Here is a 12,430-nt window from a genome sequence, read left to right on the forward strand (position 1 = left end):
GGACTACCCATGCGCATCAGCGTTATCGGCACCGGCTATCTCGGCGCCACCCATGCCGCCTGTCTGGCGTCGCTCGGCTTCGAGGTCGTCGGCATCGACACGAGCGCCGACAAGGTCGCCGCACTCTCACGCGGCGAACTCCCCTTCCGCGAACCGGGACTGCCGGCGATGCTCGCAGCCGGACTGGCCTCCGGGCGCCTCCGGTTCTCGACCGGACTGTCGGCCGCCGCGGACTGTGATGTCCACTTCATCTGTGTGGGCACGCCCCAGTCCCGGACCGGGCTTTCGGCCGACCTCACCGCGGTCTTCGGCGTAGCCCGCGGACTCGGCGACATCATCGAGCGGGACTGCCTGATCGTCGGTAAATCGACGGTCCCGGTCGGTACCGCCGCCGCCATCGCCGACGTGGTGCGTTCGACGTGTGCGGGCCATGAGGTGGCCGTCGCCTGGAACCCCGAATTCCTTCGCGAGGGTCATGCCGTCGCGGACACACTGCGCCCGGACCGCCTGGTGTTCGGCGTCGAACACCGGGACGGGTCCGCCGTACCCCTGTTGCGGCAGGTGTACGCCGAGGCGCTGGCCTCCGGCGTACCGCTGCACATCACCGACCTGCCCACCGCGGAGCTCGCGAAGACCGCCGCGAACGCGTTCCTGGCAACCAAGATCTCCTTCATCAACGCGATGGCGGAGCTGAGCGACCTGGCGGGCGCCGACGTGGTCGCGCTGGCCGACGTCCTGGGCGACGACACGCGGATCGGCCGGCGCTTCCTCGACGCGGGTGTCGGATTCGGCGGAGGCTGCCTACCCAAGGACATCCGAGCGCTCGGTGCGCGGGCGCTCGAACTGGGCGCCCCCGCCACGGCGCGGCTGCTGGGCGAGGTGGACGACATCAACCAGCAGGCGCGCACCCGGGTCGTCGACGCCGTCCTGGCCCGGCTGCGGGCCGTGGACGGCAACCGCGTCGCGGTCCTGGGCGCCACCTTCAAGCCCATGTCCGACGACGTCCGCGACTCCCCCGCACTGGCGGTCGCCGGCCGGTTGCTCGGCCGGGGTTGCGATCTGCGGGTCTTCGACCCCGAGGGTGCGCGCAATGCCCGCGCGCAGCGGCCCGACCTCACGTTCGCGGCGAGCATCGACGCCGCGCTGGCCGATGCCGATGTCGTCGTCCACCTCACCGAGTGGCCGCAGTTCCGTGAGATCGATCCTGCCGCGGCCGCGGGCCGGGTGCGGCATCCGATCCTCGTCGATGCGCGCAACACGCTCGACCAGGTCCGGTGGCGGGCCGCCGGCTGGACGGTGCAGGGCGTCGGGCGCGGTGCATGCGCACCCGCGGCGGGTGTCGCCGTGGCCGGGTGGCTGATGCAGGACCCCGTCCCCGCCACATCGTCCGACGACCTCGCCCGGCGGTGAGCAGAACACACCTGCGTGTCGCCGCCGCGGCCGGGCTGGTCGCGGCGGCCGCGCTGTCCGCACGGGCATCGCTGAGGGCTCAGGCGGCCGCGGCCCGGCGCACCATCGGGAAACCGTTCGGCGAGCACCCGCACGCCTCCGACGGCGTCTTCAAGAAGAAGTACGGCGATCGGCTGCACCTGCTCCTGGTCGGCGACTCAATCGCCGCGGGACTCGGCGCGACGGACAAGAACGAGACGCTCGGCGCCCATCTGGCCCGGCGGATCGCACAACGAACCCGTCGGTCGGTGGCACTGCGCACGGTCGCGGTCGTGGGGTCGGAGACCACCATGCTGGCAGGCCAGTTGGCGACCCTGGAAACGGCATACCGTCCGGACGTCGCGGTGATCGTCGTCGGCGGCAACGACGTCATCCACCGGGTTCCGGTGTCGACGTCGATCGAGCACCTGGGCCGGACCATCGAGGCCCTGCAGGAACTCGGCGCGGTGGTCGTGGTCGGAACGTGTCCCGACCTGAGTGCGCTGACCGCGGTCCCCCGGCCGTTGCGCACACTCGGGGCAATCGCATCGCGCCAATTGGCCGCCGCCCAGTTCGCCGAAACCGAACGCCGGGGGGCGATCCCGGTGCCACTGGCCCGGGTGGTGGGCCCGTTCTTCGCCGCCCAACCCGACAAGATGTTCGCCGAGGACCGGTTCCATCCGTCGGGTGCGGGCTATCGACGTACCGCCAAGGCGCTGGTCGGGCCGATCGCGGCGGCACTGGGGGCCGAGGGCTCGGACAGCTCTGCCGGGATCGGGCCCATGGCCGAGCAGAGCGGCTAGACCCGTTGGGCACCAACAACATCGGACCGGACCGGACCACTGTGACCGCCGAGCGACCGCCGGACCGCGGCACGCACATCGGCATCGGCGTCGTCGGCCGCCGAGGCGAGGACGTCCCGGACATCGGCGTCGTCGGCCCACTGCTCCAGTGTCAGCGCCGCCGCTTTGCGAACGTCGCCGTGCACATCATCCAGGGCCGTCGCCAGCGCCCGCACCGTGGCCTCACCACGCCCGATCACCAGACCGTGCGCCGCCCCCACCCGCACCTGCCATGCGAAGTCTCCCAACGCCTTCCGCAACTGCGGGGCATCAGTATCGCCGTCGCCGAGGACGGCCATCGCCTCGAATGCCGCGGCTCGCACGAGCGGGTCGTGGTCGGCCGCGAGGATGCGCACCGCGTCTATCCCGAAGGTGCCGACGGTGGCCAGTCCCGTCGCTACCGCCACCCTCACCTCACGGTTGGGGTCGGCGGCGAGCGCGGCAATCGGCCGCGGGCAGTCCAGCGAGACCAGACCACGGGTCGCCTCGATCCGCACCCGGTGATGCTCGTCGCCCAGTCCCGCCTCGAACATCTTCACCGAACCGATCTTCAGAGCGCGCACCAGATCGAGGGCCGTCGCACGGACCGTCGAGTCACCGGACTCCTCGCAGGCATGCAGCTCTGCCACGAACCCGGTCGTCAATGTCACCATTTCGACAAGCTCGCGCAGACCTCTGATCGCCTCGTGCCGCACCGACGAATCGTCGTCGCCCAAGGCCCGCACGAGTGCCCGCTCCCACCCGTCCGGGGTTGTCTCGGTGACCACCGACACCGCCGTCCGGCGCACCGTCGGATCGTCATCGCGCAGGAAGGTTGCCAGATCATCGACCGAACCGGCCTCCGGTAGGGACAGCAACTCGACAACCTTCGGCGCGCCCGACGACGCCGCGGCGGTCTCTGCCCGAGACTGCCGTACCGGGCTGTCCATCCCACGGAGTTCGGGTCCCACATCCACCTGTGGTTGTTCGACGGCGATCACACGCCGATCCGCGGGTGGAATATGGTCAAGCCCTTCGACACCGACCAGGTACGGTTCGACCGGCCTGCCCAGGAACCGCATCGAACCGTCGGCGGCCTTGTGGACGTTCAGGTGGTATCCCCACTCCGCGTCACGGCGCTCGGGAATGTCCGCGCGTTCGTGGTAAAGGCCCCACCGGCTCTCCGTTCGGGCCAGCGAACTGCGGGCGGCCAGCTCGGCGCAATCGCGGATGAAGGTGACCTCGGCGCACCGCATCAGCTCGTGCGGGGTACGTGCGCCCATCTCGGCGATCTCCGCACGCATCCGCTCGAACGTCTCGATGGCGATGGCCAATTTGCTCGATGTCTTGGGCGGTGCCACATAGTCGTTGACGAAGCGGCGCAGTTTGTACTCGACCTGGGGTTGCGGCGGGCCGTCGGGATTGCGCAGAGGACGGTAGATCAACGCATGTGCCTCGGCGAGCTGGTCGAACGGCAATTCGTCCGGCATCGGAATCTCGCGTGCCACTCCGCTGGCGTGGGTACCGGTCAGCTCCCCGTAGACGAACGCACCGATCATGTAGTTGTGGGGAACACATGCCAGGTCACCGGCCGCGTACAATCGGTCCACGGTAGTGCGGCCATGTTCGTCGACCCACACCCCTGATGCTGAATGTCCACTGCACAAACCGATTTCGGAGATGTGCATTTCTATGTCATGCGTTCGGTAGTCATGGCCGCGATTCTGGTGAAACGTTCCCCGGGTGGGGCGTTCGGTGGTGTGCAGAATCGATTCGAGCGCATCGACGGTTTCGTCGGGCAGGTGACTGACTTTCAGGTAGATCGGGCCGCGCGCGGATTCGATCTCCGATTTCACCTCCGACATCATGTCCCCGGACCAGTAGTCCGAGTCGACGAACCGCTCACCTTGGGAGTTGACCTGGTAGCCGCCGAAAGGATTGGCGACATAGGCGCACGCCGGCCCGTTGTAGTCCTTGATGAGCGGGTTGATCTGGAAGCATTCGATGCCGCTCAGCTCCGCGCCCGCGTGATATGCCATGGAGTAGCCGTCGCCGGCGTTGGTCGGGTTCTCGTATGTGCCGTACAGGTAGCCCGAGGCCGGCAGACCGAGACGTCCGCAGGGGCCGGTCGCGAGGATGACGGTCTTGGCCGCGATCTCGATGAACGCACCGGTCCGAGTGTTGAATGCGGCCGCGCCGACCGCACGTCGCCCTTCGGTGAGCACCCGTACCGGCATGATGCGGTTGTCGATGGTGATCTTTTCGCGCATATCACGTTTGCGCAGCACTCGGTACAGAGCCTTCTTGATGTCCTTGCCCTCGGGCATCGGCAGCACATAGGACCCGGAACGATGGACTCGCCGCACCGCGTACTCGCCGTACTCGTCCTTCTCGAATTTGACCCCGTACCGCTCGAGCCGTCCGATCATCGCGAACCCGCGGGTGGCCGTCTGGTACACGGTCTTCTGGTTGACGATCCCGTCGTTGGCCCGGGTGATCTCGGCGACATAGTCCTCGGGGGTGGCCTTGCCCGGTATCACCGCGTTGTTGACCCCGTCCATCCCCATCGCGAGCGCGCCCGAATGCCGCACATGTGCTTTCTCCAGGAGCAGGACGTCCGCGCCGTTCTCGGCGGCGGTCAGCGCCGCCATCGTGCCCGCGGTACCGCCGCCGATCACCAGGACGTCGCATTCGCGGCGCTCGCGTGTTCCGATGTCCGGTATGGCCATGGTTTCTGGTTGTGTCATGCGTTCGTCCCCTGACTGTGAAGTGTCGTCTCGTCCGGAGACGTGGCCTGCGCACCCGGTGTCGGTCCCGGTGGCCGTGTGCCGCCCGCGATTGTCGGCGGCGGGCCGAGCGCGTCGGTGATCCGTCGGCGTAACCCGTCGGTGACCGCGACCGAACGGCTGTGCGGTGCGCGCGGATTCGGAATGTCGATGACCGCCTGCACCGGCGCTCCGGCGCGACCGAGAACAATCACCCGATCACCCAGCAGCAGCGCCTCGTCCACATCGTGGGTGACGAACACGACGGTCGCCGAATGTCGGGCGAGTGTGTCGATCAGCAAGGTCTGCATGGTGTGCCGGGTCTGCGCGTCCAGTGCGCCGAACGGCTCGTCCATCATGATCGCGCGCGGGGCGCCGGCCAGTCCCCGGGCCAGTTGCACCCGTTGGCGCATCCCCCCGGACAGCGACTTGGGCAGGTAGTCGGCAAATCCGGTCAGACCGATCTCGGCGATCCAGCGGTCGGCCTCGGCACGGCGTTCGGCGCGCGGCACACCCCGCAGCCGCAGCGCCAGCAGAATGTTCTTGCGGACGGTTCGCCAAGGATGCAGGGCATCATCCTGAAACACCATAGCCCGGTCCCGGGAGGGGCCGGTGACCACCTCGCCATCGGCGATGATGTCGCCGCCGGACACCGGCGACAGACCTGTGATCGCCCGCAGAAGTGTCGACTTGCCACAGCCCGACGGTCCGGTCAGGACCACGATCTCGCCCGGTTCGACAACCACATCAATGTTGTCGATGACGGTCGTCGCGCCGTATCCGATGCTGACGGTGTCCAGTTCGATACGCATCGCCGTCGACGATGCCGAAGCTCTGCCGGGACCGGTGGTCATCGTGTCCTTACCTTTCTAGATGGGGTGACCGGAGACCTGTGGTTTCGTAGGCTGTGAGTTGCCCTGGGGCTCCGGGTATGGCTGTCATCGTGTTGCTGGTGGGTACAGCTGAAGGAGAATGGCCGCCCGGTGTCCTGCGACGACTCGACCGCTGATTGAGAGACGCGATGCGATCGCTGTGTAAGGACACGCCGGGGATGTCGTCTGCAGGGATTCCTACTGTTCACCAACGACTCCGGAGGTAGGCACGAATGGCGAGACAAGTATGGGCCGGTGTCGACGCCGGTAAGACCGCGCATCACTGCGTTGTAATCGATACCGATGGGGAGCAACTTTTGTCGCGGCGGATCGACAACGACGAACCCGCCTTGACTGACCTGATCGCCACGGTCGGCGACATTGCCGCCGGTGGCGAGGTCACCTGGGCGATGGACCTCAACGCCGGCGGCGGGGCACTGCTGATCGCTTTGCTGATCGACGCGCAACAGAGGCTGCTTTATCTGCCCGGCAGGACCGTGCACCACGCATCGAAGGGCTACCGAGGTGACGGTAAGTCCGACGCTAAGGATGCGGCAGTCATCGCCGATCAGGCGCGGATGCGCCGCGACCTGCAACCCCTGCGCCCGGGTGACGACATCGCGGTCGACCTCAGGATCCTGACCGCCCGCCGGGCAGACCTGGTCGCCGACCGCACCCGTGCAATCAACCGGATGCGCGCCACCTTGCTGGAGTTCTTCCCTGCGCTCGAGCGAGCCATCGACTACAGCAGTTCCAAGGCCGGGTTGACCTTGTTGACCGGCTACCAGACCCCCGATTCGATTCGCCGTATGGGCCACGCACGACTGGAGGCCTGGTTGCGTAACCGCAAGGTGCGCAATGCAGCCGCGGTCGCGCAGACCGCCATGGACGCGGCGCATCAGCAGCACGTCACGGTCCGCGGTCAGCAGGTCGCCGCGCAGATCGTGGCTCGGTTGGCCAAGGAGGTGATGACCCTCAACAGCGAAATCAGCGACACCGAAGCGCTGATCGAGGACCGATTTCGCCGCCACCCGCACGCCGAAATCCTGACCAGCATGCCCGGCTTCGGGACCATCCTGGCCGCAGAGTTCCTCGCCGCCACCGGCGGCGACATGACCGTCTTCGGCACCGTCGACCGCCTCGCTGGCGTCGCGGGCCTGGCACCAGTTCCCCGCGACTCCGGCCGGATCAGCGGCAACCTGCACCGGCCGCGGCACTACAGCCGCCGACTGCTGCGTTCCTGTTATCTCTCCGCGCAGGTTGCAGTACACCGCGATCCCGTCTCGCAGGTCTACTACCAACGCAAACGCCGCGAGGGCAAGACACACGTGCAAGCAGTCATCGCGCTCGCACGCCGTCGTCTCAACGTTCAATGGGCCATGCTCCGCGACCAGAAGCCCTACACCACAACCGATTCCGCAACCCACGTCCACGGCGCGGCCGCCTGACAACACCCTCCGATTCTCACCCCCTCTGGGGCTTGACAACTTCATTGAGATTCTCCTCCGCCCTCGGCAGCCAGTGGGTGATGCGGCGGCCGAGCAGTTCGATGCCGCCGGAGGTGAGGGCGCCGAGGACGCCGATGGTGATCATCCCGACGAACACCTGCCGGTAATCCACGACCGTGTACGCCTGCCATGTGCGGTATCCGATTCCGAATTGGCCGGAGATCATTTCCGCCGAGATCAGGCAGATCCATGACACACCGATACCGACGGATACGCCGCTGAATACCCCGGGCGCGATTCCCGGCAGCACCACCCGGGTGATGACGTCCGATCGTGTTCCGCCCATGGTGCGTACCGAGTCCTCCCAGATCGTGGGCAGGGCACGTACCGCGTGCCGGGTTGCCACCAGGATCGGGAAGAAGGCGGCGATGAACGTGATGAACACGATGCCCACCTCGTCGGTCGGCAGAATCAGAATCGCGATGGGTACCAGTGCGATCGCCGGAATCGGCCGGACGACTTCGGTGAGCGTCCCCAGCGACAGCGACGCCGCCTGGGACCGCCCCAGCGCGATCCCCAGCGGCACGCCGACGGCCACGGCCAGCACGAAGCCCGAGGCAATCCGGATCACCGACTGCGCCACGTCTTTGTAGTAGGTGGCCGACGACAGGCTCGCCCCGAACGCGTCGGCGATCTCGGTCACCGAGGGCACTGTGCTGAATTTGGCCCACAGCTCCACGTCGTTGGCGGTGAGGAACTGCCAGACACCGGCCGCCGCGGCGAGCACAGCGACCCGGATACCCCATTCCCGCAGCCGTCCCGGACGGCGCCGGGTGTTGCCGCGATAGACCGTCGGGGGCGTACCTGGTGTATCGGAGCTGCCGGCGACAACGACATCGACGGTGGGCGACTGTACGGTCGGGGCGCTCATCGGGCGACCTGCCCGATTGCGGCCTCGTAGGTCACCGGGACCGCCCCGGGATGTTCCGAGCCGTAGGCGGCCGCGCTGTCGGCGGTGGTGAAGGCGAAGAATCGGTCGCCCTCGCGCAACCAAACCGCCTTGTCGGCGAACCAGCGGGTGCCCAGGCGCGGGTCGACGATGTATGCCGCGCGCACCGTATGCCCGTTGTCACGGGCTGCTCTGACCGCCTTCAGCAGGCAGGTCGGGTCGGCGGCGGGTTGGGTGCGCGCATCGCCGGCAAGCCACAGTTCGGCCGCCGAGGAAGAGTTCACTTCTCTGTTGCACAACGAGTCTCGTCCCTTGATGGTGAGTTCGTTCGTTCTCGCGACCAGTGCCGCCTCGTAGTCCTGGCCCGAGTCGGCGACCGCCCTGCGCAGCGGTTCGTCGTTGACAAACTCATCGATGTCCAGGTCGCGTTCGAAGCTGCCGATCGACTTCAGATACGGCTTGTCGCCTTTCAGCGCGGCGATGAGCGATGGTTTGAGCGCGGGATTGAAGTCGGTCCCGGCCGGCCCGTTGTACATGTACACCACCTCCGGGGGCAGTCCACTTCCGTCGGCCACCTTCTGTGCCGCCCCCAGCGGATCGGCGACCAAGGACTGTGTGGCGTCCAGTTGTGCGCGCAGAAATGACTCGACCACGTCGGGGTGCCGGGCGGCGAATCGCGATCCGGCGACAACACCGTGCAGCGTCGGCACACCCAGTTCGGCACCGTCGTACAGCAGACGCGCCTTGTTCTGGAAGACCAGCAGACCGGGCCACGCGACAAACTGGGCCAGTGCGTCGACCTTGCCCGATTCCAGCGCGGACGCGCCGACCTGCGGCTGCTGATTGGTCACCGACACCCCGGCGACCGGGTCGATGCCGATGCGGTCCAATGCCTGGACCAAAGTGCCGTGGCCGGCCGACCCGACACTCGCCGAGATCTGCTTCCCACGCAGATCCGCCAGCGTGGTGAAGGACGAATCCTTGGGCACCACAACCATGTTCAGCGCGCCCCGGGGACTGGATCCGGTGATGGACAGCATCTCGGTGCGGGTGCTGTCGTTCGCCGAAGCCCGGGAACCGTTGATCAGCAGCGGATAGTCACCCATCGAACCGATGTCGATCTTCCCCGCGATCATTCCGGTGGTGATCGGCGCGCCGGTGTCGTAATCCTGCCAGGTCACGGTGTAGCGCTTGCCCGTTTTCGATGACAGTTCATCGAGCCGCTTCTCAAAATGTCCTTCGGCCCGCAGCAGTGTTCCTGCTGTCACGGTGTTGATCGTTTTCGACTGATAGCCGACGACGACGGTGATCGCGTCACCGCCGTCGTCGCCGGTGCTCTCGAGTGAACATCCGGCGACGGTGCCGGACAGAACAGCGCTCACCGCGGCCACCACGGCGAAACGGGCATGACGAAACTTCGTAGGAGCCATCGTGATTCCTTGAGTAGGGCGAAAGAACAGGTGAGCTGTCGGCCGAGCCGGCGACGGGCTGTGTCGCGGGAACTGTCAGCGCAGCAGATAGGGCATGTTGATCGTCACCGCGCCGGTCGGGCAGCGCAGCGCGCACGGTCCGCAGTACCAGCATTCGTCGACGTGCATGAAGGCCTTGCCATTGTCGGGATTGATGGCCAGCGAATCGAGCGGACACACTTCGACGCAGAGTGTGCACCCGGTAATACAGAGGGACTCGTCGATCGTGACAGGCACGTCGACACGTGAATTCACCTGGGCCATTGGTTCTCCGTACGTCGTTGGGCTGTGCTGCGCAGGCAGATCCGGTCGCTGCGCATGCGGATATATTCGAGATCGACGGGCCGCCGCGCGGCACCGAGATGGGTGAGGCGTTCCAGGAGCAACAGCGGCGATCCGGAACCGACCTCCAGCTGGGCGGCGGTGTGCGGATCGGCGGCGATGGCCTCCACGGTCATCGAGGCGTGGTGCAGTGTTTCGCCCGCGATCATTTCCAGGAGCACGAACACGTCGTTGGCCTCCAGGTCGTGGTCGAGAAGCGGGATCCCCAGATCCGGAACGAGGTAGGTGACATCGAGGCTGATCGGTTCGTCGTCGAGATGGCGGATCCGTTCGATGTACACCGCCTGCGTGGTGCCGAGGCCGAGCTTGCCGGCCACCGCCCGCGGCGGGTCGACCAAGGTGGCCACGCGGACCACGTTGTGGACCTCCCCCACGTGTACGAAAGTCTCCTGGAGCCCTTGCAGGGCGTCGAGACCATGATCGAGTTTTCGGGCGACGACGTGCGTGCCGACGCGCGGTGCCCGATCTATGAGCCCTTCACCGCTCAGGATCGCCAACGCCTCCCGAATCGTGTTCCGGGAGACGTTGAAGTCGACGATGAGTGCGCGTTCGTCGAGGGATCCGGCGATGTCCCCGTCGTGGATTCCCCGACGCAGAACATCGGCCACCATGCGCGCATTGGCCGCGCGCGGCCTGCCGGTCCCCGTTGTTCTCATCTGCATGACTGGGACATTAGCGAGGGTTTTACATCCTCCGCCCGACCGCGGAAACCGGCGGCCGGACCTCCCGGCAATGCGCCATCGCGAGACCGCCGGGAATGATGTTGACCTGTGCGTTCAGCCGTCGGCAATCCCATTGCGCCACCGCAATGACCCGGTGCCCGAATAGAATCACGGCGCGCAAATTGTCCGCGGCGGACGGCCTGACCGATGCAGGGTCTGCGCACCGGTCGAGCGGCACACCGCGCGCCGAAATCAGCCGAGGGCCGCGGTGACTTGTCTGGCAGCCGAAACACCGTCGGCCAGCACTGTGGTCAGTGTCGGTGTCCGCACCCGCTCCGACGGCCCGGGGACCTCGGCCAGGCACAGTCGGGCCGCATACTCCTTGGCCGAGACCACGTCGGGCCGGTCGTCGGGGTAGGTGAACGTCGAGGTCAGTCCACGATGTCCGCGGCCGGTCTCCTCCGGCCCCAGCACCAGCCTGTGCCGGAGCACCGGATGGTCACCGGCGTCCACCCGCAGCGAGCCCGACCACCTGCCCTCGGCCCCGGCGTCGAGGGTGCCCCGGCCGATCTGCACGTGCTCGGCGACAACGATCCGCGAGTCGGGATGCAGGTGCGCGCGGGTCGTGGTGGTGTGGTGGGCACCACCGGCGACGATGGTCGGTTCCGGCGCGCACACGAGGTCGCCACCCTCCTCGACCTCGATCACCCACCGCGCCACGGAATCGGCCCGGTGTGCCGCGGGCAGCGCGATGGTCGCGGCCACCGAATGGAGACGGAGAACCGCTCCGGCCTCCACCACCACCCGGACCCGGATCTCATCGCCGCCCAGAGGTGTTGCCGCGGTGGAGATCAGGTGTATCCGAGACGGGCCGGTGCGGCGTACCGCGAACCCGCCGACGGACTCGGTGTAGATAGAGGCGTCGGAACGGGCGACGATCGTGACGTCAGTGAGCATCGGCCGTTCGTGCCTCGACCGGCCGGGTGTCTGCCGTCGGGGCGTACTCGGCGAGCTGGGTACGCACCCACGCCAGCACCTCGCCCGCCGACGGATCGTCGGTCAGCGAGATCAGTGCCGTCGGACGCCCGTCCCGGACCTTCGCCGAATCCCGGCGCATCACATCGAGATCGGCGTTGACACGCTCGGCCAGATCGGTCTTGTTGACCACCAGCAGGTCCGAATAGGTGACGCCCGGTCCGCCCTTGCGCGGCACCTTGTCACCACCGGCCACGTCGATCACGAAGATCTGCACGTCGATCAGCCCGGTCGAGAAGGTCGCGGTGAGGTTGTCGCCACCGGACTCCACAAGGATCAGATCCAGCGGCGGATTCGCGGCGATCAGGTCGTCGATGGCGTCGAGGTTGGCGGTGATGTCGTCACGGATCGCGGTGTGCGGACAGCCGCCGGTCTGCACCGCGGTGATGCGATTGTCGGGCAGCACGGCGTGCCGGCGCAGGAAGTCGGCATCCTCGGTGGTGTAGATGTCGTTGGTCACCACCGCCAGCGACAACTCGTCCCGAAGTTCCCGGCACAGCGCCGCCACCAGCGCGGTCTTTCCCGAACCGACCGGTCCGCCCACGCCGATTCGCAGCGCCTCCCCCGGTTCGCGGCGACGACGGGGGCGGTCATGGTCGTGGCTGTGTGGCTCACCGTCGATCAGATGGGGTGGCATGG

The 12,430-nt window shown here is 67.2% G+C and carries 10 protein-coding genes and 1 pseudogene; 3 read left to right on the forward strand and 8 right to left on the reverse strand.

Annotated features, from left to right (window positions below; all coding sequences use genetic code 11):
* Positions 1-9 precede the first annotated feature (9 nt).
* Both GII31_RS12120 and GII31_RS12125 read left to right on the forward strand, forming a co-directional pair.
* A complete protein-coding gene (locus GII31_RS12120) occupies positions 10-1,410 on the forward strand; it encodes a UDP-glucose dehydrogenase family protein (RefSeq protein ID WP_260839955.1) in 1,401 nt (466 codons plus the stop codon).
* Positions 1,407-2,231, forward strand: coding sequence for an SGNH/GDSL hydrolase family protein (locus GII31_RS12125; RefSeq protein WP_213243374.1), 825 nt, complete (start codon positions 1,407-1,409; stop codon positions 2,229-2,231). The genes GII31_RS12120 and GII31_RS12125 overlap by 4 nt, the downstream gene beginning before the upstream one ends.
* On the opposite strand, the gene GII31_RS12130 is transcribed toward GII31_RS12125, so the two are convergent.
* Both GII31_RS12130 and GII31_RS12135 read right to left on the reverse strand, forming a co-directional pair.
* Positions 2,228-4,978 (reverse strand): fumarate reductase/succinate dehydrogenase flavoprotein subunit, encoded by a 2,751-nt coding sequence (locus GII31_RS12130; RefSeq protein ID WP_246222304.1) that lies wholly within the window; start codon positions 4,976-4,978, stop codon positions 2,228-2,230. The genes GII31_RS12125 and GII31_RS12130 overlap by 4 nt on opposite strands.
* Before the next feature lie 125 nt (positions 4,979-5,103).
* A pseudogene (locus tag GII31_RS12135) lies at positions 5,104-5,868 on the reverse strand (ABC transporter ATP-binding protein); the annotation flags it as partial.
* A gap of 251 nt (positions 5,869-6,119) precedes the next feature.
* Here GII31_RS12135 and GII31_RS12140 point away from each other — a divergent pair.
* On the forward strand, positions 6,120-7,334 hold the full coding sequence (locus GII31_RS12140; protein WP_213243249.1) for an IS110 family RNA-guided transposase: 1,215 nt from the start codon (positions 6,120-6,122) through the stop codon (positions 7,332-7,334).
* A 16-nt stretch (positions 7,335-7,350) separates the two neighbouring features.
* Here GII31_RS12140 and GII31_RS12145 read toward each other — a convergent pair whose 3' ends face one another.
* The 6 genes from GII31_RS12145 to ureG all read right to left on the reverse strand — a co-directional run bounded on the left by GII31_RS12145 (position 7,351) and on the right by ureG (position 12,428).
* Positions 7,351-8,265 carry an ABC transporter permease gene (locus tag GII31_RS12145; protein WP_213243377.1) on the reverse strand — a complete coding sequence of 305 codons (915 nt, stop codon included), beginning with the start codon at positions 8,263-8,265 and terminating at the stop codon, positions 7,351-7,353.
* Positions 8,262-9,713, reverse strand: coding sequence for an ABC transporter substrate-binding protein (locus GII31_RS12150; protein WP_213243379.1), 1,452 nt, complete (start codon positions 9,711-9,713; stop codon positions 8,262-8,264). Before GII31_RS12150 ends, GII31_RS12145 begins: the two co-directional genes overlap by 4 nt.
* A 75-nt stretch (positions 9,714-9,788) precedes the next feature.
* Positions 9,789-10,016, reverse strand: a complete 228-nt coding sequence (locus GII31_RS12155; RefSeq protein WP_213243381.1) for a 4Fe-4S dicluster domain-containing protein — start codon at positions 10,014-10,016, stop codon at positions 9,789-9,791.
* Positions 10,004-10,756 carry a GntR family transcriptional regulator gene (locus tag GII31_RS12160; protein ID WP_246221842.1) on the reverse strand — a complete coding sequence of 251 codons (753 nt, stop codon included), beginning with the start codon at positions 10,754-10,756 and terminating at the stop codon, positions 10,004-10,006. The genes GII31_RS12155 and GII31_RS12160 overlap by 13 nt, the downstream gene beginning before the upstream one ends.
* Positions 10,757-11,008: 252 nt before the next feature.
* Positions 11,009-11,713, reverse strand: a complete 705-nt coding sequence (locus GII31_RS12165) for an urease accessory protein UreD (protein ID WP_213243383.1) — start codon at positions 11,711-11,713, stop codon at positions 11,009-11,011.
* Positions 11,703-12,428, reverse strand: coding sequence for an urease accessory protein UreG (ureG, locus tag GII31_RS12170; protein WP_213243385.1), 726 nt, complete (start codon positions 12,426-12,428; stop codon positions 11,703-11,705). Before ureG ends, GII31_RS12165 begins: the two co-directional genes overlap by 11 nt.
* Positions 12,429-12,430: the final 2 nt, after the last annotated feature.

Origin of the sequence: Gordonia pseudamarae (assembly GCF_025273675.1) — a bacterium.
GTDB classification, from domain to species: Bacteria; Actinomycetota; Actinomycetes; order Mycobacteriales; family Mycobacteriaceae; genus Gordonia; species Gordonia pseudamarae.